This window comes from Fontibacter flavus (assembly GCF_042432905.1).
GTDB lineage: Bacteria > Bacteroidota > Bacteroidia > Cytophagales > Cyclobacteriaceae > Fontibacter > Fontibacter flavus.
Window position 1 is genome coordinate 21168 of the sequence record NZ_JBHLWI010000009.1, and the last position, 26038, is coordinate 47205.

A 26038-nucleotide genomic window follows, 5' to 3' on the forward strand; every position below is an offset into this window, starting at 1 on the left:
ACTTAAATATTTGATTGAAAAAGTCACTTAAAGGTGACTTTTTCCTTTTCATTAATCTTGCATATGAAACATCTTTTACCTCTAATTGCTTTACTGATCTTGACATTAACATTTTCCTGTACAGGTTTAAAAGAAGGAGAAGTTGAAAACCATTGGCCTCATGCGGGTATCACGTATGAGATTTTTATCCAGTCATTTTATGATTCGAATGGAGATAGCATTGGAGATATTAATGGGGTGATCAAAAAGCTTGATCATGTGAAAGAATTAGGGGCAAATGCCATTTGGTTTATGCCCATTATGCCCTCTCCAAGTTATCATAAATATGATGTAACCGATTATAAGGATATCCATCCGGATTATGGGACAATGGAAGATTTCAAAAAGCTTTTGGCAGAGGCCCACAAGAAGGACATCAAGGTGGTCATTGATATGATCATCAACCATACCAGTAGTAAGCATCCATGGTTTTTGGAAGCCAAAAAAGGGAGAGATAACCCTTACAGAGACTATTATGTTTGGGCTCAAAAGGATACCATTGCTGATTACATCAATAAGAAAACCATCACCATAGACTCAGATAATATCAGGCAATGGCATGACCCGGGAATTGGAGAAGACTACTACTATGGTTTTTTTATAGGGGATATGCCTGATCTGAATTTTGACAACCCCAGAGTCAGAGAAGAAATTTATGAAATTGGAAGATTTTGGCTAGAAGAGGTTGGTGTAGATGGATTTAGACTGGATGCGGCAAAGCATATTTTTCCAGATGACAGGCCGGAGGATAATCATGCATTTTGGAGAGAGTTTAGGGAAAAAATGGTGGAAATAAAGCCTGATGTTTACCTTGTAGGTGAGGTTTACGACAAAAAAGATATTGTAGCCCCTTATTTACCAGGTTTACCGGCTCTTTTTAATTTTGATTTTCATTACAACTTAATAGAATCTTACGAAAAAGAGGACGGCATGCTTTTGGTAAAAAAGCAGAAGGAGGTCTTGGATTTCTATTTGGATATTACCAAAGATTTTATTGACGCTACCTTTTCCTCAAATCATGATCAGCCAAGATTGCTTAATTCCCTGGATGAGAATCCTAAAAAACTAAAGCAGGCTATCAATATCCTCATGACAATGCCCGGTGCTCCCTATCTATATTATGGAGAAGAAATAGGCATGTTGGGCAAAAAGCCAGATGAGCAGATCCGTGAACCTTTCCTCTGGGATATGAAAGCGAATGACAAAGGAAGGGCTGCTTGGATTGAACCCATCTATTCTATTGACGAAACAGTTACGCCTTTGGCAATACAAAAGTCAATGAGTACCAGTTATTTCAATCATTACAAAGAAATCATCAAACTTAGGAATAGCAACCGTGCACTTGCTTTAGGGAATCTTGAACTATTTGAAGGGGAATTGGCCAAGCCTTTAATGGCTTTCTTTAGAAATCATCAAGACCAGGAGGTTATGGTGGTGCATAACCTCAGTGATGTTCAGCAAAGCCTTAAAATTTCAGAAGAATATACTAAGATAATTTATTCCTATGGGATGTCTGACTTAGAAAATGGTCAGGTTATCCTTCCCGGATATTCAAGTATTGTAATAGAAAGGGAGTAACATCAATGAAAAATAGCATAAAAAAAGGAGGTTTTACCTCCTTTTTTTATGTAGAAAGAATTTTGGCAATTCTAAAATCATCTTCATCCACTTCTTTATCGTCTACTATGGCTTTAGTAATTGGGGTATAGACAACTTTGTTGTTGATGACACCTGCCATGACATCGTATTTACCCGCGAGAAGGCCTTCAACAGCAGCAACTCCAAGTTTACTGGCAAGAACCCTGTCCAGAGAAGAAGGGGCTCCACCACGTTGTAAATGCCCCAAAATCGTAACCTTAATATCGTAATAGGGGAGTTGTTTTTTTATTTTATCGGCAATCTCAGATGCGCCACCACTTTTTCCACCTTCAGCTACTATGACAATGTTAGATTGCTTCATGGCCTTTTTACGTGCCTGAAGTCTTTCTACCAACCTTTCTATAGGCATCTTTTTTTCAGGGATCAGCGTTGCAGCTGCAGCACTTCCAATCCCGGCATTGATGGCAATAAAACCTGCATCTCTTCCCATTACTTCCACGAAAAAAAGTCTGTCATGTGAAGTAGCAGTATCCCTGATTTTATCGATGGCCTCGATGGCGGTATTACAAGCAGTGTCGAAACCAACGGTCATGTCTGTTCCTGCAAGGTCATTATCAATCGTTCCAGGAATTCCTATAGCAGGGATTCCAAATTCTTTGTAAAAAAGATGTGCTCCTGTCAAGGAACCATCTCCTCCAATGACCACTAAAGCATCAATTCTGTGCTTTTGAAGGTTTTCATAGGCTTTTTTTCTTCCTTCTGGTGTACGGAACTCCTGACTCCTTGCAGATTTTAAGAAAGTGCCCCCTCTTTCCAGCACGTGGCTGATATGTTTAGATTCAAGTTTTTTGATTTCGTTGTGGATCATGCCTTCATATCCACGGTAAATACCATACATTTCCAGGTTATAATAAAAACCGGCTCTAACAGTAGCACGGATAGCAGCATTCATGCCAGGTGCATCACCACCTGAGGTCAATACACCAATTCTTTTTATAGTTTTAATTTCCATTAAAGTCTTTCGTTAATTGTTGAAACATCAAATTGGCCGCAGCAGGGTTAGTAGCCAAAGGAATATTGTGTACGTCACAGATCCTCATCAGCATTTGGACATCAGGTTCATGTGGGTGCTTATCCAATGGGTCTCTAAAAAATATAACCATTTTCAGCTCTTTTTGTGCTGCTAAAGATGCAATTTGGGCATCTCCTCCCAAAGGTCCTGAAAGTAATTTTTGTACTTTGAAACCAGCCCGCTCAATATGCGAACCTGTAGTTCCTGTTGCGACTAGTTCAATTTCGGCATGGTTCAGTTGATCTTTGAATCCAATTAAAAAATGAACCATATCAGCCTTTTTTCCATCATGGGCAATCAAGGCAATCTTCATCATCTTCGTTAATAGGTTTGTATGCGAAAGTTAGGAAATTTTGTAGAAATCATGAGGAATGAGGATGAATTAATTAAAATCTGCAGAGGATTTCACTTTGATCTATCCTTATTTTTGAGAGCATAAACTTAAAGTCTATATTTTTTTGATGTTTTTTTAGGTCTCTTTTATCAGGGATGATTACATGAAAGTAAAATAATGTGTGTATTTTGGTAAAGGAATGTAGGATAAAAGATAATTTCTTGTCAAGCTGGAATTACTGTTATTTAAATTCAAAAAATTAGTTATTTTAGAACATCAATCAATCTTAAAACTTTAATCTATGGGATTATTAAAAGAATTTAAAGAATTCGCAGTCAAAGGCAATGTAGTTGACCTGGCTGTGGCGGTCATCATTGGTGGCGCATTTGGGAAGATTGTTTCCTCGTTTGTCAATGATATCATCATGCCTCCGCTTGGTGTTTTATTAGGTGGGGTTGACTTTAAAGACCTCGCCGTCACTCTAAGGGATGCTTATACCACAGAGGCAGGTGAAGAAATGGCCGCAGTGGTATTGAGTTATGGTAATTTTATTCAGAATGTGGTGGACTTTGTGATCATTGCATTTGTGATCTTCATGGCAATCAAGGCAATGAACTCATTCAAGAAAAAAGAAGCAGCAGCCCCACCACCGCCACCTGCAGCACCTCCTAAATCCGAAGTTCTTTTGGAAGAAATTCGCGATTTGTTGAAAAACAAATAATAAAAAAAGCAGCCGGAAGGCTGCTTTACTTTTCTTAAAAAGTATCTAGAGTTTTAGGCCAAATACTTTGATGATTTCTCAATTGGAGATAGTAGTGGAATATCTAAAGATTGTTTTTGTTTTCCCGGTCTCTACTTTGATTCATTCTGTATAGTTGTCGCGTAAAATCCCTGTTGACACCACTTAATTTTACTGCCTGCAAAGGGCTGATAACCTGCATGATATTGCTCATGAATAGTTTTTCCCTATCCAATAATTCCTGTTGGATTGCAAACCTTTGTTCCACCATTTCCCGTGCTTTTACTTCGTTGGTTTCTTGAGATGCGGCCCTATTGAGTTTAGACATTTGTTCCATCAACTTGGTCCTGTCTTCTTGGTATTGATTAAAAATCGGCCAAAACTTTTCTGCTTGGACAGGCTTAAGATCAAGTCTGTTGGTAATAAATGCCACTCGGGCTGCTTCTAGTTTTTCTTTATCATATTGCTGTCCTTGCCGCTGTGCATAGCCGGAAAAAGACAGGAATACCATAAGAATCAGTAGCGTTATGTTTTTCATGATTGTTTAATTAAAACCACATTTCATTTTCAAACTCATCCTCATCCTCCCATTCATAATTTCCCCATTCGGTCAGGATGATTTCATCAAGTATATTGTCAGGATTATCTGCTAATCCCAAAACATCTTCTGCTTGCCAGTAATCCGAATTGATATAAAGGTTTATTTCATCATTCAGGTTACTTTGAAGCATTTGATCTTGTTCATTCATATTGAACAGCGCAAATATGCCTACTCCAATCACTACTACCGCAGCTGCTGCATAGCGGATGACCAAGGATAAAGATCTGGATTTTTCTTTATGATGCCTTGCCAGGATTTTATCGGGTAATTCTTCGAAATATCCTTCAGGTGTTTTGAAAATATCTTTATTAGGTAAATTTTCCATATTCAGTCTTTAGACAGGTTTGATGGCCAATGGTTTATTCAATTTTCAATTCGTGTTCAATTTTTTTTACCGCATGGTGGTATGATGCTTTTAAAGCCCCAACAGAAGTATCCGTGATTTTGCTGATATCGTCATAACTGAGGTCATCGTAATATTTGAGGTTGAATACTAGTCTTTGCTTTTCAGGAAGGTTCAGTAAGGCTTTCTGTAATTTTTTTTCAATCACTTCACCGTCAATTAAGGGAGAAGATTCAATATAATTTTTCATCAATTCCTGATGATCTTCGATATTGAAGAAAAACCTTTTCTTTTTTTTCTCCAAAAAATTCAGACTTTCGTTGGTAGCAATTCTATAAAGCCAAGTGAAGATTGAAGAGTTACCTTGGAAATTCTGAATATTTTTGAATGCCTTGATGAAGGTCATTTGAGTCAAATCGTTAGCATCTTCGTGTATGATGACCATTTTACGGATGACGCCATATACTCTTTTTTGATACATTTCTACTAAAAATCTAAAACCTTTTTCTTTGGTCTCAGGATTTTTGATCAGTTTTAAAAGTTCTAAATCGCTTAATGACATCATGCAGCCCTTTGACAAGAAAACTCCCCGGAGGTTTAATGTGATTCTAAAGTGATCTTAAAAATAAGATAAAAAAAACAGGGCAAATAGCCCTGTCGAATCAGATTTTATATTTCAAGGATATAATCTAGGATACCTGCATTTTTTCCTTTTGGTCGGGTTACCAGGAGTGGAAACTCATCATTGAGCTGAATGAGCCTTTCAGCCATACTTCCAATGAAAAGGGCTGTAGCTGCGGTTCTTCCTTTAGCTCCAATGACAATGGAATCAGCAGAGATTTCTTTGGCTTTGGCCAGGATATCCTCTACTGGATCATCGTCTTCATCCTGGGTATAAACCGGAATGATATTAATATTTTTGGTATCTATTTTCCGAATAAACTTTTTAAAATTGATTTCTGCATGCATCTGCATGATTGCAGTGAACTCTTCGTAGCTTTTTCCGGTAAAATGGTATCCTGATGGTACCGTGAATACGTTTTGACAAACGATTTCTGTATTGTTCCCATATTTTTCAGCTATCAGGACAGCCTCTTCCATGGCATCTTTTGAATAATCAGAAAAATCGGAAGGCACCAAAAGTTTGTCGATTTTTGGTTGGGCATTTTCTGGAACGATCAATAATGAGCAGCTTGCTCTTCTAGCCAATCGTTGAGATAAGACACCTGTTCCAGGTAGGTTTACCTTTCTGCCAACGATGATCATATCAGCAGATTTTTCATGTGCCAATTTCAGGATTTTCTTGGAAAGCTGGCCTTCTTTTACCACATAAGCCAATTCAATCTCTTTATCATTTTCAAAATATTTCTCAACTATTTCCTTCATCTGAGTTTTTCTCTCCTCAACCATATTTTCTATGAGGTTAGGAAACTCAGTCAAGACATCTTTAGGAATGTTGAGATTCCTGATGACATTGGTGAAGTAGATTTTTTTGGTCTGATTTGCCCTGGCTATAAAGGAGGCAAAATTCACAAGAGTTTCATCAAGAGAACTCTGGTCTAGACAAACGATTAGCTTCTTAATTTGGTACATTTTGTTTTATGCCTTTTCGTGCAGCAAAATTAACGATTACGGATTTGAAAAGTTGATTTTTTTAAAATAATATTTTGTAAAACTGGAATATATTTTTCTCAAATCCATTTTTTATTCTGTTTCTTTCATTTTCCAGACATCTTGGAGAGTAGGTTCAGCTCTTTTTTGCAAGGAAACCATTCCATGTCTAATATTAACATTATAAAATTACAGATAATAAAAGTTGAACAAAATGATTTTTGGTCAAATACTTCTGTTCATGGTTCGATAGTTTGTTGAAAAAGAAATTAAAGACACTGATGAGGATTATCTAACTCCAAACAAAACCATCCCATCTTTTCTCCGTATATTTGCACAAGACTCAGGTCGCTGACATGTTCCGACTTCACAATTAATTAACAATTCCGAGTGAAGCCCTTTCCAAAAACAGGCCTCATCCCGAGCAATCGGGACCTCGTCTTTCAGGCAGGATAACAGTGGAAGTTTGCGGATTTCAGGCAGCTCAAATCTTGTCTATAAAGAGGTTTGGTAACACTCTAAGGCCTGAGTCTTTTTATTTTTTTGATCACTTCGTCTTGACTCGTCTTAGCAATTTTTAAAAGGAAGACCCCCAACAAATACAGGATACTGATCACAATTGACCTCATTATAAGGTCAAAAATACCTGACTCCATCTTTTTGAAGAGATGGAATTGGACAAAAAACACAAATGCTCCAACCAAGATAATTTTGGCTATGTCTAGAGAAAATGGATCTAGGTCAAGCCTGTATTTGACATAAGCATATTTGATTAGGTTATAAGAAAGCATTGACAGAAATGAGGCCAATGCTGCTCCTTCTATGCCATATTGAGGAATTAACAACAGATTCAATACAATAACGAGCACACTCATGATCAATGTTGCAGTAATATTGAACTTGTAATACTTCGAATTGACGATGATTTCCCCATTAATGGAAAATAACATGTCAAAAATTTTCCCCAGTCCGATCCAGAAAACCACCCATTTTCCAGTTTCATAAACTTCCTTATTCGGCACAAAATGGTAAAGGTTGTTGACATTAGCCCAAATTCCTATAAACAATAAAAGGCAAATGAGAAGTTGGTGGACAGCAACCTGTTTGTAGAGTTTATGGATTTGATCTAGGCTATTATTGGAGAAATGATCCGCTATCACCGGCATGACAACTTGGGATATAGCCCTTCTTGGCATTTCAATGACAATGGCGATGGCAAAGGCTATGGAATAGATGGCATTCGCATCTAGTCCGATCATAGAGGTGACCATCAAGCTATCGATCTTCATGATCAGCAGTGAACCTGTAGTGCCCAGAAAAGTGATCAGGCTATATTTTATGAAACTTGACCTAAAGTCCTTTGGAAAAGAATTGAAATTCAATTCGATCTTGAAAATACCTATACTGCGCATATAGGCTATCATGCTCAATAAGGTGATCAGATAGATTATGGATAATCCCCACATCAGTTGCTCAAAATCCAACCAATTGAATAAATAAACCATGATCAAAATGGCGACCAGTAATCTTAGCAAAACTTCCCTGAAAAAGGTAGGTATGGCCACTTTCAAAAAAGACCTGCTGAATGCATCTAAGATGGAATTTAAAACAGAGAAAAAGACAATCAAAAGTACTACCGCAAAAAAGTCAATCACTTCCGGAGAGTTTTTGGCAAAGGCCGATACCAAGGCTTCTTTGAAAAGAAAAAACAGAACAGTCACCAACAAAAAACCAATTAAACTCAATAACAGGCTCATGGTGAAGAATGGATAAGGCTTTTCCTTTACTTCTGGAAAGAACCTCGTAATTCCATTTCCAAGACCTAATTGGGCAAAGGGAACAAGAAGTAAAGCCAAATCCTGAATGGTTCTGAATAAGCCAATTTGCCCAGGCTCCAACGCATAGGGTAGGAGCCAAAGCACATTAAAATACCCGATCACTACTCCCAAATAGGAAGAAAATGTGGTGAGTATACTTTGGCGTGCAATTGACTTCATTTGCCTTTCTATTTTTTCCTTGCTATTATATTGCAGAACGCAGGCAACTCCTTAGTATTTAGCCTTGAGGTTTTCCCTCTCAGTCCAATTACCTCAAAAGAATACCCGTATTCTTCCAAAAATGACAATATATCCATTGCTTGATATCCGGCAGACCGGCATGCCTCTTGGTTGATTTCTATGAACAAAACAGGTCTATACTCCTCTATCGTTTTTTTTGCCCCTTCTAAAGCAAATAATTCTGCTCCTTCCACATCTATCTTGATGGCGTCAACCATTGGGTTTCCAAGTTTGGCCAATTCATCATCTAAGGTGTTCAGACTGATTTTTTCGAGAAAAACACTTCCTTCTTCAGCGTACAAACTGTTTACGCCTTCATTGGATAGGTTGGAGGAATATAAATCCAGTTCATCTGCCTTGTTAGAAAGCCCCATTCGGACAGGGGTAATAATCTTGATAAGGTCAGGGTTCAATTTGATGTTTTCCAAAAGTCTGCTGTACATGGTACTTAATGGTTCAAAAGCATAAACCTTACCATTTTTCCCGACCGATCTTGCTGCCCAAAGGCTGTATTCCCCTTGATTGGCTCCCACATCAATGACCGTGTAGCCTTTTTGGATGATTTTTTGCATTGCAAATATAGGAGCCCAATCATGCGCACCTCTCCAATAGATCGCAGACCCCATACTTTTGGAAATATCAACTTTCATTGAAATCCCTCTAAAGCTAAATATCCGCCATTCAGGATCAGTATATTTTTGATGAAAAAGGTTTTTTAAGAACTGAACCAAAAAATAACCTCCTGGTATGATGTATAGATGTCTAGAAAAGGTTGCAGCTAATTTTTCCATATATAGCAATTCTTACAATATTAATCAGGAAGAAGTGAAAAAAGTAGGTTTTTCCTATTTTCCAAGTTATAAAACCGAATGACCCTTTCCCTTGGTGAAGGAGCACCTTCAATGGTATTTTCTTGTTGTAAGATAGGTTGAAGGATCTTTCTCAAAAGATTGATGTCACGCCTTGGAAGAATATAGCCAGTGTTTCCGATGATTTCAGGGATATGGTTGACCGAACTTCCAATCGGGATGCAACCACAGAGCATGGCTTCGCATAAGGCACATCCAAAACCCTCAAAGATGGATAACTGCAAGAAAAAGTCGCTTTTTTGATAATAGGTTCTGAGGTCCTTGGGATGGAGTTTGCCCAGAAATTTGAGATTACTTGGTATCATGATACCGTTTGGAGATTGCATTCCTGCAATGTAAAATGTGTAATCAGGCAGTTTTTTGGCAAGTTCCGTGATCAGATCGCCACCTTTAAGGATGTACTGCTCTGCGGATAGGACAGCAATAAAGGTTTTGCTATTCTTCCCGAGTGCTGTATCCGGTATCCAAAAATTGATGTCAAAGCCATTGGGTATGACCTGGTATCTCGTCTTTAATTCGGGAAAATGGTGTAAAAAGCCATTGGCGATTTGTCTTCCTTGTTGGTAGAAATCATTGGAAGATTTGACCAATGAACTACTTACAGGGAGCAACATGCTGGCCCATTCATAGGATTTTTGACAAAACCATTTTAAAACCGGTATTCTAAGGCTGCCGTAGTTCAGGTCAGGAATGGAAGCACAATCGGTACCATGCAATACGATGAAGACAGGTTTTTGGAACAACTTGCCCAAAAGGCTTGGAAAGAATGACCAATACCCTCCAAAATGTACCAAGACAAACTTAACTTGGTTGATATGGGCCAACACATGAAAAAACTGCATGGCCAGGTACAAAGGAGCAAGCTCTTTTCTTTTCCAGTTATAGGTATTGATGATCAGCTCATACCTTTCAGACAGGAATATGATGTCCTGTTGTATAAAGGACTGGAAGGAAGGAGTGACCAGTAATACCTTTGATTTGGGCATTTTTTAAGGTTTTTGATTATCCTTGTAGTATGTGAATGCAATCGCAAAAACCAAGAGAATGGAGATAAGATACTGGAAAACTACTACTGCTGTTTTGGTGTGATAATAGCTGCCAGGCTCAAATCTCATATTTACTAATGAACTGCCATCAGGTACCTGAACGCCTCGTAATAAATAATTTGTACGGATAATAGGGGTTTCTGAGCCATTGACATAAGCTTTCCAACCTTTAGGATAAAAGATTTCCGAGAATACCACAAGCCCTCCTTTTTCCGCTTCAACTGCATAAGTCAGTTCATTTGGCTTCCTTTCGCTCAGTTCAACAGTACCCATTCCAGTCACTTGTTTTCCATATTCATTTTCGTTTACTGTAGCCACGGTTTTGGTATCCATCGATGCTACCTTGCTGATTTCATCATCATTGGTGATGACTGATTGGATTGAAGAGGGGAACCAAGCTGCTCCATTGCTTTCTGGATTTTGGAACACCGCATTTTCACCTCTTCCGGCTATGATATATTTGGTATTCAGCATATTTAATGCTTTTAAACTTTCCCAATCAAAGTTACCTTCCTGGGCTTTTTGGATAAAGTTTTGGATTTCAGTTCCCAGCACATTTTCGATCAGTTCCTGATATCTTTTCATTTTAGCACCATGGTAGCCGCCTATACTATTGTGGTAGTAACTTGTTCTTGCTTCATTGAAAGGATTATCGAGATTCAAGACCCTGTAATACCCCTTGTCCTGTAGGATTTTTTCATCAGCAGGAGATTTGGCAAAGAATTGTTCCGAAGGACTGTACTGGTAAGATTCATCACTTAGATACCTTCTATTGATTGTCCAAAGGTCAATTACCAAAATAAGCGCTAGGGATAAGCCAGCGATTTGAGTAGGAATTTTATTTTTCAGCGATGCCCAGACCAAACCTGCTGCAATAAGAATGAAAAAGATGCTTTTCAACGCACTGCTTTTCAATAATGCTTTCCTGTCATCCATCAGGGCATTTGCAAGCCAGTCAGGGAAATTGGTGTCCACAGGAGCTCTGAAGCTGAACATGCCTGCGAAAAGCCAGAAAAACGCAGCCAATCCTGCTGTACTTCCCAAGGCAATCAAAAGATTTTTATTGATCGCTTCAAGCTTGTTACTCCTGAAGAGGTGTTCCAGTCCCAAAGTGCCCAGCACTGGAATAGCAAATAGGGCCATGGTCAATCCCATGGTCACTGCTCTGAATTTGTTATAGCCTGGTAGGTAATCAAAAATGGCATAATTAAACCATTCCAAATTTTTGCCCCAAGCCAAGAGTATGGATAAGATGGTGATGGATAGAAATATTAATTTTTGTTTTTTAGGGGCATAGAGGACTCCCAAAACAAACAGGAAAAGCATGATGGCACCTCCATAAATCGGACCTCCTGTTCCAGGCTGGTCACCCCAATAGGTTCTTGCGTTTTTGATGAAATCCCTCGTTTGGGTATTGTCAACACCATTGGCCTTTAAAGCTTGCTCCGTTGCGGAATTGTCAGGCAAAGCCTCCGTACTGCCTCCGCCGTATAAATAAGGGACCAAAAAGGTCATTGTTTCCAATTTTCCCTGTGACCAGTTAAAGGCGTATCCTTTGTCAAGTCCAGCTTGGGAACCTTCATTTGAGCTGATATTGGATTTGCCCCTTGTTGAATAGGGGCTGTATTCCAATACTGATAAAAACCGGCTAAGATTGGCGCCCACTGCCAAAGTCAAGCCCGCAAATAGAATTAAGACGGCTTTTCCAAAATAAGGAAAAGCCTTCGTTTTTACTGTGGTAATGATTTCGGCTATGCCGTAAATAAGGACAATTAATAGGGTATAATAAGTGATCTGAAGGTGGTTGAATTTCAGCTGCAGCATCATGCCCATTGAAAATAGGGCCAAACCGAGAAGGTATTTTCTTTGAAATGCCAAGTGGATACCTGCAAGGATGAGAGGAATAAGGCAGATTGCCCAGACTTTGGCATTGTGTCCTGCATCCAAACTGATGATATGAAAGGTGTTAAAGGCAAATGCAATAGATCCAGCAATTGAAAATTCAGGCCTAACCTTGAAACTGAGCAGCAAAATATACATGGATACCATCCCAAAGAATAAGGAGTTGATCGGATGGGGCAATCCCAATGTCAGTATTTTGGTAAGTGTATTGGTGATATCACCGGGTATTTCGAAGCTCACCAGGTAAGCAGGCATTCCGCTGAAAAGTCTGCTTGCCCAAAGTGCTTCTTCACCGCTTTCTTTTCTAATATCCAAAATCTCTTTGGATGCACCTTCCCATTGAAGAATGTCATATTGGAAAATGATTTTTCCATCATAAACAGCAGGAGAGAAGTAAAGAACGACTACTAAGTAAAAAAGCACCACACCGATCAGATGGGGCAGAATATCTTTTTTGATATTGATTTGCATTCCGGTTATGTTTCAGTTGAAAGACAATGCGCAAATTAGGAATATTTGATAAAAGCATTGATGCACATGTGAACTTTTATCACTTGTTGGGTTTTAATGAATGATAGGAAAGGTAAATATTGTCAATCTGGAAAGCCATTTAATGACGCCTTATTCCGCAAAAACGAAATAAATTCCTATTTTTGTCCCAAATTGAAATCAGCATGTTTGATAATCTTAGTTTAAAATTAGATAGAGCTTTTAAAACCCTAAAGGGTACTGGTAAAATCACAGAAATCAACGTTGCCACTACGGTAAAAGAAATCCGTAGGGCCTTGATTGATGCTGACGTTAACTATAAAGTAGCCAAGGAAGTTACAGATACGATCAAAGAACAGGCATTAGGCCGTGATGTATTGATAGCTGTTTCTCCTGGGCAATTGTTGGTAAAAATTACCCAGGAAGAGTTGACCAAATTGATGGGTGGAACCAAAGTTGATGTCAACATCAAAGGTGATCCTGCAGTGATTTTGATATCGGGTTTACAAGGTTCCGGTAAAACAACTTTTACAGGTAAGTTTGCCAATTTGCTTAAGAAGCAGGGCAGGCAAGTGCTTTTGGCTGCCTGTGATATCTACAGACCGGCAGCGATTGATCAGTTGAAAGTCTTGGGTGAACAGATTGGTGTAGAAGTTTATGCTGAGCCGGAGAATAAAAATGCCCTTGAAATTGCCAATAATGCCCTTGAATATGCCAAGAAACATGGTAAGAAGATAGTCATTGTAGATACTGCGGGTCGCTTGGCTGTGGATGAGCAGATGATGAAGGAAATTGAATCCTTGAAAAAGGCGCTCAATCCTTCAGAAACACTTTTTGTGGTCGATTCCATGACCGGTCAGGATGCGGTCAATACCGCAAAAACCTTTGACGAAAGACTGAATTTTGACGGAGTGGTCCTTACCAAGTTGGATGGTGATACCAGAGGTGGTGCAGCCATTTCTATCAGGCACGTCGTGAATAAGCCGATCAAGTTTATTTCGACCGGTGAAAAAATGGAGAACATTGACGTTTTCCACCCGGATAGGATGGCACAGAGAATCCTCGGGATGGGTGATGTCATCTCATTGGTAGAAAGAGCGCAGCAATCTTTTGACGAGGATGAAGCCAAAAGGATCAATGCTAAAATCCGTAAAAACCAGTTTAATTTTGACGATTTCCTTTCCCAATTGGATCAGATCAAGAAAATGGGTAACATCAAAGATTTGGTTGGAATGATTCCTGGTATGGGGAAAGCGATGAAAGGCCTGGATATTGATGATGATTCTTTCAAACCGATTGAAGCAATTATCAGAAGTATGACGCCTTTGGAAAGAGAAAATCCTGATGTGATCGATGGAAGCAGGAGAAAGAGAATCGCTACCGGTAGCGGAAGAAGCATTACTGAAGTGAACAATCTCATGAAGCAGTTTTCAGATATGAGAAAACTGATGAAACAAATGAATAAAATGGGAGGAGCCAAACAGGCGCTAAGCGGTATGGTTCCTAAAATGGGAAGAAGGTAGGAGGGAAATTGGGAATTACCAATTACCAAGCTTCAAATTCCAAATTTTCAATGTCCAAACTCCAAATTGCTCGAGCAGTTTGGAGTTTTGTTTTTGATATAGCGCCCCATTAGTAATACCTTCAGTCATCCTTTTGTCAGACGGTATTTTTTTCCAGGAAGTGATTTTATAAGTCCTTCAAATTCAAAGTTTAATAACTTCATGGATAAAGTAGAAATAGAGGTAGAGGTTAGGAGTGAAAGTTGGTCAATTTCCAACTCATGGTGTTCCTGGAAGAGCTTGAGGATTTTCTGATCTTCCTCGTCGTACTGGGAGAAATCCAAAGTGCTGATTTTATTTTTGATTTCTATCAGGTTGTCTTTTGACCAAGAAAGTGCCTCTTCAAGATCCTTAGGTCCTGTATATATAGAGGCCTTCATAGTCCTAATAAGGTGATTACACCCTTCACTGTAAGTAGCCTGAAGGTTTCCCGGAACGGCCAAAACTTCTCGATTGTAACTGTAGGCAATTTCAGCCGTAATCAAGGCACCTCCTTTTTTAGCGGCTTCTACCACAATTAAGGCGTCTGATAATCCAGCGATGATGCGGTTTCTTTGAGGGAAATTACTGGGATGCATGACCGTACCAGGAGGATATTCACTGATAAGCCCTCCTGTTTCCAGCATGGCGTTGGCGGTGCTTTTGTGTGCTGAAGGATAAATTTGATCTACAGATGAGCCAAGGACTCCCAAAGTTGGAATCTTATTTTGCAGCGCAGCTCTATGGGATTCAATATCCACTCCATAAGCAAGACCACTGATAACGGTTGGCTGATAGGGGCTTAGGTCATCAATGATCTTTTTGGTAATGCTTTTGCCATATTCTGTGGCATTTCTGGTGCCCACGATCCCAATGGATCTACTGGGATTCAGGTTCACATTTCCTTTTGTAAAAAGTACCATAGGGCAATCATCTAGGGATTTCAACCTTGTAGGAAATGCAGGATTTGAAAAGGTGATGATATTGATGCCCTTTTTGTGGCATGAGGAAATGATTTCCTCTGCTTCTTTCAAATAATTGTCCCTTAGCTTTCTAAGCTCCAAAAGTTTATGGCTGATTCTTGGAATCTTGGCGGCTTTGCCGGCAGGCATTTCAAAAAAACTTTGGGCAGAGCCTGTATATGCCAATATATTTCTATAGACCGTAGGGCCTATTTTTGGAATTCTGTGCAGTGCTAATTGGTAGAGTAATTCATCTTTCTGCTGGGTCAACATGTATGCTATCTCTTATTTCTATTAAAAAACGTTTGATCTGATGGAGCCTGTCCACCAAACTGGCTTTGTCAAAAACTTTTTCCTGGTCTTTCTTGATGACTTCCTGTGCTCCCTGAAGGGTATAACCTTTCACCTTGACCAGTTGATATATAAATCTGATTTTTTCAATATCGTCTTTAGTGAACCGTCTATTGCCTTTTTTGTCTTTTTTGGGTTTGATAATATCAAATTCACCCTCCCAATACCTGATCAGTGAAGGAGCTACTTTAAAAATACTGGCTACTTCTCCAATAGAGTAATATTTCTTTTCGATTTCTTTTTCTTTGTAGGGCACGGCTTATCAAGATTTGGTCCAAGAATGATTTGAACCTGTTAACAAAACGAATTCAACAACCAATTTAATATTTATCAATCAAAATTACTTCCATACTTTTTCGAAATAAACTCTTTTTTATCTCAGTTAGGTTATTTTGTTGATAGTCAGTTGAATATTTTCATGATTTAAATATGTTTGATCAAACCTACTTGGAGGACTTTCTTCACTTTTTTCTAAGACGTTAAAATAATATCGCTACCAACATTGAATACTTAGGCTTTTCTACTCTTGTTTAGTTTCAAAAATCTTATCCATAATCTTCCATTTTTCATCAGGCTTACAGCCAGGTAAGGCTTGTTGGTATTTCCACATCAAGATCTCCCATTCCTGCACCTTGGAATTGCTTTCATCCATTTCCCTCTTTCTTTCGAAAGAAAACGCTTCATTCACTTCCATCATCATAAATAAGCGGTTCTCCCATCGGTATATTTCCATATTCACTATTCCGGAATCCTGGATACTTTGAAGGACCTCAGGCCAAACCTGTTGGTGATGTTTTTCATAAGCCAAAATCAAATCCGGGTCATTTTTAAGATCTAGAGTCAGACAGAATCTTCTAATTTGCATAGTCGGGTATTCTTTTAAGTAAAATTGGAAAACATTTTTCAAAATAGCTTTTTATATTGAAGGATAAATTCTTTTCAAAATTCTATGTGGCGATTTAAATATCGGCTTTGTATCATGATCATCTTACTTTGGAGTTTGCCCATGGCACAAAGCTATGGGCAATTATCCACTGTGGGAAAAGAATTTTGGTTTGGGTTTATGGAGAATAACCGGGTGCAGACCAATAATCCCTTGAATTCAGCATTGGATGTCGGTATTGTGTTGATTACCGCTGCTGAGGCTACTTCAGGAGTCTTGGAATACAACGGTAAATCAATTGAATTTTTTTTAGCAGAAGGAGAACAGTTTTTATACAAATTTGAGGATTTTGATATCCTACATCGGACCACTGGTACAGTGGAAAGAAAGGGGGTCTATATACTTACAACAGGGAATGTTTCTGTATATGCGTTCAATGAAAGGTCAAGATCAGCTGATGGTACTGTAGTACTTCCCATTTCCTCATTGGGAAAGGAATATTATGTCGTATCTCACTTTGAAACGATGACAGCCAATACTGGTCTTGATTACAACCCCAATATCAATGATGAGAGTTTGTTTTTGATAGTAGCAGTGGAGGACAATACCAGGATTCAGGTTACACCGGCGGTATTTACTTTAAGTGGGAATGCGGCCAATACACCTTTTGTGATTAACCTCAATGCAGGGGAGTCATATCAGGTAAAAGCAAAAGCTGATCTGACAGGAAGTCAGGTACGGGTAATCGGTGATAATGTCGAAGATTGTAAAAACATTGCCGTTTTTGGAGGGAATAAGTGGACCAGTGTTGGAAATTGCGGGGGAGCCAATGACCATTTGTTTCAGCAGATGTATCCCGTTTCAACTTGGGGGACTGATTACCTGCATATCTCATTTTTAGGAAGATCATCTGGTGAATTGGTCAAAGTACTGGCCGCATCAGATAATACCAAAGTGACCCTAGATGGTGCAACCGTTGGGGAGCTAAATTCCGGTCAATTTCTCACCCTGGACTTAAAGGCGGATCAAGTAGCCAGTATTCAAACAGATAAGCCATCATTGGTGACAGCCTTGGCCAAGAGCCAGGAATGTAATGATCCCAATGCACCATTTTATGGGATTGGCGACCCTTTTATGCTGAGCTATAGTCCGAATCAGCAATTATTGAAATCAGTCACTTTCAATGCCCTTCAGTTGCCTGTAGTGACTAACCATTATGTCAATATTATCGCCAAAACAGCATTTGTTGGCCAAACTAGATTGGATGGTCAGAATATAGGTGGCCAGTTTACTCCATTTCCCCAGAATTCTGAATTTTCATACGCAAGGATCCCTATCAGTCAAGGAGTCCATCGCCTTCAAAACCCCGAGGGTTTTATTGCTTATGTTTATGGTTTCGGTTTTGTAGAGTCTTATGGATATGCTGTTGGGGCGAGTCTTTTGAACTTGAATTTTGAAGTAGAACCTGAGTATTCTTTTGAGGTAGTAGGAGAAAAAGTTGCTTGTCTTAATTATGATGGGCTCTGGGAGATTTTTCCCGAAAATGAAGCATTTACCTATTTTTTATGGGATTTTGGGGATGGTTCAGAAATCCAAGAAGGAAAGGCAGTCAATCATACCTATAAAGAAAAAGGAGAGTTTGAAGTAAAAGTAATCGCCTCCATCAGTCAGAACAGTTGTGACCAACAAGAGGAAGTAACTTTTAAGGTTGAGGTGAAAGATGTGGAAGGAGAGATTAAAGGTGTTGTATCCGTATGTCCTGACATTGAAGAAATAACCTATGGTTTTAGAAGTTCTGGAGATTTTTCAAAGGTAGAATGGACTGTTTCAGGTGGTGAAATCATAGAGTCCAATGATGAGGAATCTTGGGTAGTGGTAAAATGGGGAGAAAGTAATCCAGATGCCTTTGTAGCTGCGGTCCCCTATACAGCAGAAGGTTGCCCATTAGAGGAAATCAGGCTTAATGTTCGGATAAATGAAGTGATTGAATCAGAAATACCCATTGGTATTCAGAATGTTTGTTTTGACCCCTTGGAAGTATTTGAATATTCGGTACCTAATCGTGTCAATGGGAGGTTTTATGAATGGTTCATAGAAGGGGGAGAGATTACAGAAGATGACGGATCCGGAAAAGTTCTCGTGATCTGGCCGAATCCTGGTTCAACAGGTAGTATCTGGTTCAGAGAATTCAGTGTCTTGGATGAACTTTGTGAGGGAGAATCACCCAAACTCGCTATTACCATCAACAACTTATTTGAAATCAGTGACTTCACGATCAATGATGTGGGTTGTTTTGGAGATCAATCAGGCAACATCATTTTAAACGTTACAGGTGGAGTAGCTCCTTATACATTTCTTTGGGAACATAATCCTAACTTGAATGAAGCTTCTGCCATGAATTTACCTGCAGAAATATATGCTGTTGAAGTAAAAGATAGCTTTGGCTGTAAAATCAAGCTTGAAGGTTTGGAAGTGAAACAACCCGAACTCTTGGAAGTACTTCAGGTCGAGACCGGCGCTACAAGTTGTTTCGGCAAGGATGATGGTGAGGTATTGATTCAGTTAAAAGGAGGAGTTGGGCCTTATTCCATTGATTATCCGAATGCAATGATTATTGGAGATCAGATCTCGCTATTTGGACTTTTTGGTCAAATCTATAATCTTGAAATAAAAGATGCCAATGAATGTGCGGTTCCTGTAACATTCACTATTGATTCTCCAGCACCCTTAGATGTGGAGGTCAGGATTAATAAGCCAAGCTGTCCAGGTAAGGATAATGGTGAGTTAATCGCAGTCATGGACGGCACATATGCTCCGTATTTTTATCAATGGGATTATAACAGCTCAAATGAGCCCCTCCTTACTGAAGTGCCAAGGGGTAGTTATCAAGTAAATGTGACTGATAGTAGAGGATGTGTATCTATAGGTACAGGTCAGATGGTCGAAGAGGCACCGAAAGTAAGAATGCCCACAGGATTTAGGAATCAGGAAGGGTTATATAGAGGGGTTTCAAATTGTGATTTTGAATTCACACTTTCGGTTTTCAATAGATGGGGTGAATTGGTTTATTCGGGAACAGAAGGTTGGGATGGAATGGTAAGCGGTAAAGAAGCACCCATGGGCACTTATTCTTATTTGATTCAATATCACTATAGTCTAAATGGTGTCATGACATCAGAAGAGAGGAGAGGAGTATTTACATTGGTAAGATAAGAAGCAAACCTTCTGTATGAAAATATGCTTATTGTTGTAATACCTTATGAAGTAATGGGAATCTATTTGGAAATAGTTCATAAATATTTGATAAATTCACTTTGTTGGATAGCGTAAAGTCATGCATTCTTGGGGAGTCAAACTTGTTTTTATAAATCTGTTGCTTTTGGGTCTAATGATTTCCCAAAATGCACAGGCCCAGTTGACTACCATAGGAAGAGAGTTTTATGTGGGTTTTATGGAAAACTACCGCATCATTCCAAACAGAATTGATCAGGCTACCATCATTATTTCAGCTGAGGAAGACGCCTCTGGGGTTATTCAGTATGTCAACAATACCATTAGTTTTTCTATCCGAGCAGGCGAGCAATATGTCTACGAATTCCCAAAAGATGGCTTAGATATTATTCATAGAACCTCTAGGCAAGTTGAAAATAAAGGAGTGTACATTATTTCCAATGGAAACATTTCCGTACATGCTTTCAATTTTAGGGAGCGGAGTGCTGATGGGACTGTAGTTCTGCCCTTATCTTCTTTGGGTAAGGATTACTGGGTCACGGCCCATCATGAGAATTTTGCGCCAGGAGTCAACTCAGGTTCAAATATGAATTTTGAAAGTACGCTTTTGATTGTGGCTGTTGAAGACGATACAAGTATTGAGATTACACTATCTGCCCAAAGTGTTGAGCCTATTCCAGTGCCACCTGGAGCTATATTAACAATTACTTTGAAAAAAGGTGAGAGCTATCAGGTCAAGGCGGTTGGTGACCTAACCGGTACCCGTGTGCGGGTCATTGGGTCTGAGGAAGGGGATTGTAAAAATGTGGCTGTTTTTGGTGGTAATAAGATGACCTCAATCGGCCAGGGATGTGAAGATGCTTCCACTGGAGACCATTTGTTTCAACAGATTTACCCTACTTTTTCCTGGGGTAAGGAATATATACATGTGCCATTAGCCGGCAGGACTTCAGGTGAAATGGTTAAAGTACTGGCATCTGAGAATAATACAAGAGTATTTGTGAATGGTCAGCAGAGAGCGGTGTTGAATGCTGGGAAATTTACGACGCTTTTATTTGATAAAGATGAGTTGGCCAATATTACATCTGACAAACCCATTGCGGTGACAGTTTTTGCGAAAAGCTATAAATGCAATGATCAAATGGATCTAGATGCGATTTATGGAGATCCAACAATGATTACCTTAAGCCCAACCCCACAATTGATCAAAAAAACGGTTTTCTCCTCTGTGAAGGTAGTTGGGATTGTGGAACACTTTGTCAATATCATTGCAAAGACTGCTTCAGCAGAGCAGACTCTGCTAGATGGTATTTCTGTAGGGAATCAATTTATACCTGTTCCGGGTAATCCTGAATTTTCCTATGCCCGTGTAAAAGTGAGTGAAGGAAGTCATACCTTGAGCAATCCGGATGGTATAATTGGTTATGCGTATGGTTCTGGGTTTATTGAATCTTATGGGTACTCAGCTGGTGCCAGCTTGAACAACCTGAATTTTGAAACGGAGGTAAAATACGATTTTGAGGTGACTGGAGATAAAGTGGCCTGTCTGGCAGAGACCGGTGCTTGGACAGTGCTACCTAGAAATCCCAAATTTGTGAATTTTGAATGGACATTTGGGGATGGCTCCGAAATGAAAGAAGGAAAAACTGTAGAGCATTTATTTGAAAAGCCCGGGACCTATCAGGTCAAGATAGTGGCCTTGACAGGAGACAGGGCCTGTGATGAAATTGAAGAATCCTATTTTGAAGTTGTAGTGGTCGAAAGTAAGGGCATTCTAAATGGCCCTGTAAATGTTTGTCCGGATATTGATGAAGCCACCTATTTTTATGAAAATGTGCAGCATACAGACAAGGTACTTTGGGATATTATTGGAGGAGAGATACTTAGTTCAGATGACTATTCGGTGAAAGTAAAATGGGGTAATTTCAATCCTGAGGCAAAAATTTTGGCCATACCTGTTACTGAGAATGGCTGTTTAGGTGATACACTTGAATTGAAAGTACTGATAAATGAGGCCATAGAGCCTAAGGAGCCGATGGGACAAAGTAAGATTTGCTTTGAGGAAGGGACTACCTATTCCTATCAGGTCGGAGATATGATTCCCAATAGGGCATATGAATGGTTTGTCGAAGGAGGGACCATTTTGACAGATAAGTATGCCGATCAGGTAGAAGTACAATGGGGAGGCATAGGTACCGCAGGTGAAATTTGGTATGAAGAATATAGTTTGATCAATTCATCCTGTGGAGGCCCATCCAAGCGCCTGAAAATCGAAATTAATCCTCCCTTGGCTTTAACCGTTACATCACTGTCAGAATTTATTTGTGCAGGAAGTCAGGATGGACAAATTGAGTTATCAGTAAGTGGAGGAAGCGGGGTGTATATTTATCAATGGTCCCACGATGAAACGCTCAATAGCAATAGGGCTACAGATCTATCCGCTGGAAAATATCATGTAAGGGTACTAGATTCTGGTGGTTGTGAAATTTATTTGGATGAGTTGGAGATTCGGGAAGCCAGTCCCATGATCCTATCAGGTGAGGTGGAGGTAAAAGATGCATTTTGTTTTGGTGCCGCAGATGGACAGGCAATCTTTACAGTTGCAGGAGGAGTAGCGCCATATGGAATCAATTGGCAAGATGCAGTTATATTAGATTCTCAAATTCAGTTATTTGGATTAAAAAAAGGAGAATATACTTTAAGTATTGTGGATGCAGTAAATTGTGTGTTTACAGTTGAATTTACTGTAGGGGAGCCTGAGGAATTGACGGTGGAATTTTTTAGTGAAAGTATAGCCTGTCCCGGACAAGATACAGGTAATCTTTTGGTTGTTCCTTCAGGGGGCTTGGGCCCATACATCTATAGATGGGAAATTGATGGGAACACGTCCAATCAATTAAGTAATATTGGAGCTGGAGATTATACAGTTTCGGTTACTGATGCCAATAATTGTTCCAAGACTTTCACAGGAAAAATGGAAGAAGGGATACCCCAATTAAGAATGCCAACTGGTTTTAGACCTGATGAAGGCATTTACCAAGGCGTCAGTAATTGTCCGGTAAGTTTTAGGCTATTCATCTACAATAAATGGGGACAATTGATTTATGCAGGAACCCAAGGATGGGATGGAAAAATTGAAGGAAAAGATGCTCCCTTAGGTTCATACACCTATATGGTAGAATATTCTTACATACTGGAGGAAACTGTGGTGAATAAACAACAAACCGGATTTTTTGCTTTGATCCGTTAGCCTGCCTAATAGTCGATAAATGTTTGATATTTTGGAAATCAATATTCAGGAAACAATCAGGTTTTTATATACTTTGGAAGAATTGTGTAAAAGGATAGAAACACTTATTATTGTTACAAACTTTTGTCCAAATGAATAATATTTTGATTACTGGGGGAGCAGGTTACATTGGTTCCCACACAGCTGTAGCACTTGTTGAAGCTGGATTTGAACCCATTATCATAGATAATTTCTCCAATTCTGATGTTTCAGTTTTAAAAGGCCTAAAAAATATATTAGGTCGAGAATTGACCTATTACGAGGGAGATTGTAATGATAGGGCTTTGATGGAGAAAATTTTTTCCGAAAATGAAATTAAAGGTGTCATCCACTTTGCGGCTTTTAAAGCTGTAGGTGAAAGCACAAAGCTGCCTTTGAATTATTACTCCAACAACATTAATTCCCTATTGGTTTTGTTGGAAACCATGGAGAAATTCAAGGTTAAAGATTTGGTTTTTTCATCTTCCTGTACTGTTTATGGACAGCCTGATGAACTGCCTGTTTCAGAGTCCACACCAAGAAAGGAAGCAGAAAGTCCTTATGGTAACACCAAGAAGATTTGCGAAGATATTCTGAAGGATTACATCAAAAGCGGTGTAAATTCCAGAATTATATCATTGCGTTATTTCAATCCGGTAGGGGCACATCCAAGCGGAGAGATAGGGGAGTTGCCTTTGGGAATCCCTAATAACCTTGTTCCTTTTATCACCCAAACCGGGGCAGGATTACGGGAAAAACTTACAGTCTTTGGAGATGATTATAATACCCCTGATGGTAGCTGTGTGCGTGATTATATTCATGTGATGGATTTGGCAGATGCCCACGTGAAGGCCTTGAAATACCTGTTTCAGCAGCAGGATAACTTTTATGACCTGTTCAATGTGGGTACAGGAAATGGCAATACTGTTTTGGAGGTCATCAAAACCTTTGAAAAAGTAAGTCAGAAGCCATTGAACTATCAAATAGGTCCAAGACGTTCGGGCGACATAGAGAAGGTCTGGGCCAATACAGATAAGATAAATTCAGTACTTGGATGGAAGGCTAAATATAGTCTGGAAGATTCCCTTAGAGATTCCTGGCACTGGCAGCAGAAGTTGGTGGAGAAGAGCTAACCCAATTTCTCCTTTCATTTCTAGTTTTTCTTTTAGACTCAGTTATGAGTTGGAGTAAATATCCAATTTAAACATGACTAGACCGAAATAAAAAAGCGTGATGGAAAGATCCACCACGCTTTTTTTATGATAATGTATTTTATTTTCTGGCAATAGCCCTTTTTGCTGCTTTTACGATGTTTTCAGCATTCAGGCCATATTTTTCCAATAATTGGGTAGGCGTACCGGACTCACCAAATGAGTCATTCACCCCAATAAGTTCCAAAGGAGATGGTTGTTTTCTAGCCAATACCTGAGCAATGCTGTCACCCAATCCACCGTTGATCTGATGTTCCTCTGCAGAAACAGCACATCCTGTTTTGGAGATAGAAGTCAAGATCGCTTCTTCATCCAATGGCTTAATCGTATGGATATTGATCACTTCAGCTGAAATTCCTTCTTCACGTAACATGGCTTCCGCTACAATTGCTTCCCATACCAAATGGCCAGTCGCAAAGATGGTGACATCTGTACCTTCGATCATTTTGATAGCCTTGCCAATCTCAAATTTTTGGTCAGCTGGAGTGAAAATCGGCCAGCTAGGTCTGCCAAACCTCAAGTATGCGGGTCCAACATGGTTCACAAGTGCTAATGTTGCTGCTTTGGTCTGGTTATAATCGCATGGCACGATTACAGTCATGTTGGGAAGCATTTTCATCATTCCTACATCTTCAAGAATCTGATGAGTAGCCCCATCTTCACCCAAGGTAAGGCCTGCGTGTGAAGCACAGATTTTTACGTTCTTTTCAGAATATGCCACAGATTGACGAATCTGATCATACACACGCCCTGTAGAGAAATTGGCAAAGGTACCTGTGAAAGGAATTTTTCCTCCAATGGTCATCCCAGCTGCCAAGCCGATCATGTTGGCTTCAGCAATTCCTACCTGGAAGAATCTTTCCGGGAATTCCTTTTCAAAGGCATTCATTTTTAGGGAACCGGTCAAGTCAGCACAAAGCCCTACTACATTAGGGTTTCTGCGGCCAGCTTCCAACAAACCGTCACCGAAACCGGAACGGGTATCTTTTTTTTCTGTAAATGTATATTTTAAGTCCAAAGTCTTTTCCATCTTAATAGTCTCCAAGTGTTTCTTCTAATTGTCCCAGTGCATTTGCAAGTTGTTCATCGTTTGGAGCAACGCCATGCCATTTGTGGGTGCCGACCATAAAGTCAACGCCATATCCCATTTCAGTATATAGTAGAATCATTACCGGTTTACCTTTTCCGGTCAGACTTTTGGCTTTTGCCATGCCTTCCACGACGGAAGCCATGTCATTTCCTTCTTTGATATCGATCACTTCCCAGCCAAATGCTTCATATTTGGAGCGAAGGTTTAGCAAGTCCATTACTTTACTAGTCGGACCATCAATCTGCTGGCCATTATAATCAATGGCAGCGATCAGGTTATCAACTTTGTGGTGTGATGCATACATGGCAGCTTCCCATACTTGACCTTCTTGCTGCTCACCATCACCCATCATGACATAAACAAGCTTATCATCATTGTTGAGTTTTTTGGTTTGGGCTGCTCCTATGGCAACTGACAGGCCCTGACCCAAAGATCCAGAGGCTATTCTTATCCCAGGAAGGCCTTCGTGGGTCGCAGGATGCCCTTGAAGACGGCTGTTAAGTTTTCTGAAAGTACCCAGCTCTTCTGTATTGAAGTAGCCACATCTTGCCAATACACTGTACCAAAGGGCTGATACGTGTCCATTGGAAAGGAAAAATAGGTCTTCACCTTTTCCATCCATATTGAATTTATTGTCATGCTTCATTTCGTTGAAATAAAGACCGACAAAATATTCAGTGAGGCCTAATGCCGCTCCGGGATGGCCTGATTGTACCGCATGAACCATACGCAGACAATCCCTTCTTACTTGAGAACAGATTTGCTTGAGTTGATCGATAGATTGCTTTTCCATTGGTTTG

The 26038-nt window shown here is 39.5% G+C and carries 21 protein-coding genes; 6 read left to right on the forward strand and 15 right to left on the reverse strand.

The window, feature by feature from the left end:
- Positions 1 to 63 precede the first annotated feature (63 nt).
- Positions 64 to 1617 carry an alpha-amylase family glycosyl hydrolase gene (locus ACFFIP_RS04675; RefSeq protein WP_382386411.1) on the forward strand — a complete coding sequence of 518 codons (1554 nt, stop codon included), beginning with the start codon at positions 64 to 66 and terminating at the stop codon, positions 1615 to 1617.
- Between the two features lie 46 nt (positions 1618 to 1663).
- On the opposite strand, the gene pfkA is transcribed toward ACFFIP_RS04675, so the two are convergent.
- Both pfkA and ACFFIP_RS04685 read right to left on the reverse strand, forming a co-directional pair.
- A complete protein-coding gene (gene pfkA / locus ACFFIP_RS04680) occupies positions 1664 to 2650 on the reverse strand; it encodes a 6-phosphofructokinase (RefSeq protein ID WP_382386412.1) in 987 nt (328 codons plus the stop codon).
- Positions 2640 to 3023 (reverse strand): methylglyoxal synthase, encoded by a 384-nt coding sequence (locus ACFFIP_RS04685; RefSeq protein ID WP_382386621.1) that lies wholly within the window; start codon positions 3021 to 3023, stop codon positions 2640 to 2642. Before ACFFIP_RS04685 ends, pfkA begins: the two co-directional genes overlap by 11 nt.
- Before the next feature lie 322 nt (positions 3024 to 3345).
- Here ACFFIP_RS04685 and mscL point away from each other — a divergent pair, with 322 nt between their 5' ends.
- On the forward strand, positions 3346 to 3765 hold the full coding sequence (gene mscL / locus ACFFIP_RS04690; RefSeq protein WP_382386413.1) for a large-conductance mechanosensitive channel protein MscL: 420 nt from the start codon (positions 3346 to 3348) through the stop codon (positions 3763 to 3765).
- 103 nt (positions 3766 to 3868) lie between these two features.
- On the opposite strand, the gene ACFFIP_RS04695 is transcribed toward mscL, so the two are convergent.
- The 8 genes from ACFFIP_RS04695 to ACFFIP_RS04730 form a co-directional block, all read right to left on the reverse strand.
- Positions 3869 to 4321, reverse strand: a complete 453-nt coding sequence (locus ACFFIP_RS04695; protein ID WP_382386414.1) for a Spy/CpxP family protein refolding chaperone — start codon at positions 4319 to 4321, stop codon at positions 3869 to 3871.
- A 10-nt stretch (positions 4322 to 4331) separates the two neighbouring features.
- On the reverse strand, positions 4332 to 4709 hold the full coding sequence (locus ACFFIP_RS04700) for a hypothetical protein (RefSeq protein ID WP_382386415.1): 378 nt from the start codon (positions 4707 to 4709) through the stop codon (positions 4332 to 4334).
- A gap of 34 nt (positions 4710 to 4743) precedes the next feature.
- A complete protein-coding gene (locus ACFFIP_RS04705; RefSeq protein WP_382386416.1) occupies positions 4744 to 5292 on the reverse strand; it encodes an RNA polymerase sigma factor in 549 nt (182 codons plus the stop codon).
- A gap of 104 nt (positions 5293 to 5396) precedes the next feature.
- Positions 5397 to 6320: a universal stress protein gene (locus ACFFIP_RS04710; RefSeq protein ID WP_382386417.1), complete on the reverse strand. Its 924-nt coding sequence runs from the start codon at positions 6318 to 6320 to the stop codon at positions 5397 to 5399.
- 536 nt (positions 6321 to 6856) lie between these two features.
- Positions 6857 to 8335 (reverse strand): lipopolysaccharide biosynthesis protein, encoded by a 1479-nt coding sequence (locus ACFFIP_RS04715; protein ID WP_382386418.1) that lies wholly within the window; start codon positions 8333 to 8335, stop codon positions 6857 to 6859.
- 8 nt (positions 8336 to 8343) lie between these two features.
- Positions 8344 to 9186, reverse strand: coding sequence for an FkbM family methyltransferase (locus ACFFIP_RS04720; RefSeq protein ID WP_382386419.1), 843 nt, complete (start codon positions 9184 to 9186; stop codon positions 8344 to 8346).
- A 20-nt stretch (positions 9187 to 9206) separates the two neighbouring features.
- On the reverse strand, positions 9207 to 10250 hold the full coding sequence (locus ACFFIP_RS04725) for a glycosyltransferase family 4 protein (RefSeq protein WP_382386420.1): 1044 nt from the start codon (positions 10248 to 10250) through the stop codon (positions 9207 to 9209).
- A 3-nt stretch (positions 10251 to 10253) separates the two neighbouring features.
- Positions 10254 to 12683, reverse strand: a complete 2430-nt coding sequence (locus ACFFIP_RS04730) for a YfhO family protein (protein WP_382386421.1) — start codon at positions 12681 to 12683, stop codon at positions 10254 to 10256.
- A gap of 203 nt (positions 12684 to 12886) precedes the next feature.
- Between ACFFIP_RS04730 and ffh the strand changes: the two genes are divergently transcribed.
- Positions 12887 to 14224, forward strand: a complete 1338-nt coding sequence (gene ffh / locus ACFFIP_RS04735) for a signal recognition particle protein (protein WP_382386422.1) — start codon at positions 12887 to 12889, stop codon at positions 14222 to 14224.
- 125 nt (positions 14225 to 14349) lie between these two features.
- On the opposite strand, the gene dprA is transcribed toward ffh, so the two are convergent.
- From dprA to ACFFIP_RS04750, 3 genes are all read right to left on the reverse strand, one after another.
- The gene (dprA, locus tag ACFFIP_RS04740) at positions 14350 to 15477 is read right to left on the reverse strand and encodes a DNA-processing protein DprA (protein WP_382386423.1); all 1128 of its coding nucleotides are present in this window, start codon (positions 15475 to 15477) and stop codon (positions 14350 to 14352) included.
- Positions 15455 to 15811 carry a MerR family transcriptional regulator gene (locus ACFFIP_RS04745; protein WP_382386424.1) on the reverse strand — a complete coding sequence of 119 codons (357 nt, stop codon included), beginning with the start codon at positions 15809 to 15811 and terminating at the stop codon, positions 15455 to 15457. Before ACFFIP_RS04745 ends, dprA begins: the two co-directional genes overlap by 23 nt.
- Positions 15812 to 16075: 264 nt before the next feature.
- Positions 16076 to 16420 carry an L-rhamnose mutarotase gene (locus tag ACFFIP_RS04750; RefSeq protein WP_382386425.1) on the reverse strand — a complete coding sequence of 115 codons (345 nt, stop codon included), beginning with the start codon at positions 16418 to 16420 and terminating at the stop codon, positions 16076 to 16078.
- A 114-nt stretch (positions 16421 to 16534) separates the two neighbouring features.
- Between ACFFIP_RS04750 and ACFFIP_RS04755 the strand changes: the two genes are divergently transcribed.
- The 3 genes from ACFFIP_RS04755 (at position 16535) to galE (ending at position 24070) form a co-directional block, all read left to right on the forward strand.
- On the forward strand, positions 16535 to 19651 hold the full coding sequence (locus ACFFIP_RS04755) for a PKD domain-containing protein (protein WP_382386426.1): 3117 nt from the start codon (positions 16535 to 16537) through the stop codon (positions 19649 to 19651).
- Between the two features lie 121 nt (positions 19652 to 19772).
- The gene (locus ACFFIP_RS04760) at positions 19773 to 22919 is read left to right on the forward strand and encodes a PKD domain-containing protein (protein WP_382386427.1); all 3147 of its coding nucleotides are present in this window, start codon (positions 19773 to 19775) and stop codon (positions 22917 to 22919) included.
- 131 nt (positions 22920 to 23050) lie between these two features.
- Positions 23051 to 24070, forward strand: coding sequence for a UDP-glucose 4-epimerase GalE (gene galE, locus ACFFIP_RS04765; RefSeq protein WP_382386428.1), 1020 nt, complete (start codon positions 23051 to 23053; stop codon positions 24068 to 24070).
- A 139-nt stretch (positions 24071 to 24209) separates the two neighbouring features.
- Here galE and ACFFIP_RS04770 read toward each other — a convergent pair whose 3' ends face one another.
- Both ACFFIP_RS04770 and ACFFIP_RS04775 read right to left on the reverse strand, forming a co-directional pair.
- Entirely contained in the window at positions 24210 to 25178 is a 969-nt protein-coding gene (locus ACFFIP_RS04770; RefSeq protein WP_382386429.1) for a transketolase family protein, read from the reverse strand.
- A gap of 1 nt (position 25179) precedes the next feature.
- The gene (locus ACFFIP_RS04775) at positions 25180 to 26031 is read right to left on the reverse strand and encodes a transketolase (RefSeq protein WP_382386430.1); all 852 of its coding nucleotides are present in this window, start codon (positions 26029 to 26031) and stop codon (positions 25180 to 25182) included.
- Positions 26032 to 26038: the final 7 nt, after the last annotated feature.

Coding starts and splice junctions, on each gene's coding strand:
- ACFFIP_RS04715 (WP_382386418.1), bottom strand. CDS start 8,335: ATGAAGTCAATTGCACGCCAAAGTATACTCACCACATTTTCTTCCTAT.
- ACFFIP_RS04675 (WP_382386411.1), top strand. CDS start 64: ATGAAACATCTTTTACCTCTAATTGCTTTACTGATCTTGACATTAACA.
- ACFFIP_RS04695 (WP_382386414.1), bottom strand. CDS start 4,321: ATGAAAAACATAACGCTACTGATTCTTATGGTATTCCTGTCTTTTTCC.
- ACFFIP_RS04710 (WP_382386417.1), bottom strand. CDS start 6,320: ATGTACCAAATTAAGAAGCTAATCGTTTGTCTAGACCAGAGTTCTCTT.
- ACFFIP_RS04750 (WP_382386425.1), bottom strand. CDS start 16,420: ATGCAAATTAGAAGATTCTGTCTGACTCTAGATCTTAAAAATGACCCG.
- ACFFIP_RS04775 (WP_382386430.1), bottom strand. CDS start 26,031: ATGGAAAAGCAATCTATCGATCAACTCAAGCAAATCTGTTCTCAAGTA.
- ffh (WP_382386422.1), top strand. CDS start 12,887: ATGTTTGATAATCTTAGTTTAAAATTAGATAGAGCTTTTAAAACCCTA.
- ACFFIP_RS04760 (WP_382386427.1), top strand. CDS start 19,773: ATGCATTCTTGGGGAGTCAAACTTGTTTTTATAAATCTGTTGCTTTTG.
- ACFFIP_RS04705 (WP_382386416.1), bottom strand. CDS start 5,292: ATGATGTCATTAAGCGATTTAGAACTTTTAAAACTGATCAAAAATCCT.
- ACFFIP_RS04755 (WP_382386426.1), top strand. CDS start 16,535: ATGATCATCTTACTTTGGAGTTTGCCCATGGCACAAAGCTATGGGCAA.
- galE (WP_382386428.1), top strand. CDS start 23,051: ATGAATAATATTTTGATTACTGGGGGAGCAGGTTACATTGGTTCCCAC.
- ACFFIP_RS04770 (WP_382386429.1), bottom strand. CDS start 25,178: ATGGAAAAGACTTTGGACTTAAAATATACATTTACAGAAAAAAAAGAT.
- ACFFIP_RS04685 (WP_382386621.1), bottom strand. CDS start 3,023: ATGAAGATTGCCTTGATTGCCCATGATGGAAAAAAGGCTGATATGGTT.
- ACFFIP_RS04730 (WP_382386421.1), bottom strand. CDS start 12,683: ATGCAAATCAATATCAAAAAAGATATTCTGCCCCATCTGATCGGTGTG.
- ACFFIP_RS04725 (WP_382386420.1), bottom strand. CDS start 10,250: ATGCCCAAATCAAAGGTATTACTGGTCACTCCTTCCTTCCAGTCCTTT.
- dprA (WP_382386423.1), bottom strand. CDS start 15,477: ATGTTGACCCAGCAGAAAGATGAATTACTCTACCAATTAGCACTGCAC.
- mscL (WP_382386413.1), top strand. CDS start 3,346: ATGGGATTATTAAAAGAATTTAAAGAATTCGCAGTCAAAGGCAATGTA.
- ACFFIP_RS04720 (WP_382386419.1), bottom strand. CDS start 9,186: ATGGAAAAATTAGCTGCAACCTTTTCTAGACATCTATACATCATACCA.
- ACFFIP_RS04700 (WP_382386415.1), bottom strand. CDS start 4,709: ATGGAAAATTTACCTAATAAAGATATTTTCAAAACACCTGAAGGATAT.
- pfkA (WP_382386412.1), bottom strand. CDS start 2,650: ATGGAAATTAAAACTATAAAAAGAATTGGTGTATTGACCTCAGGTGGT.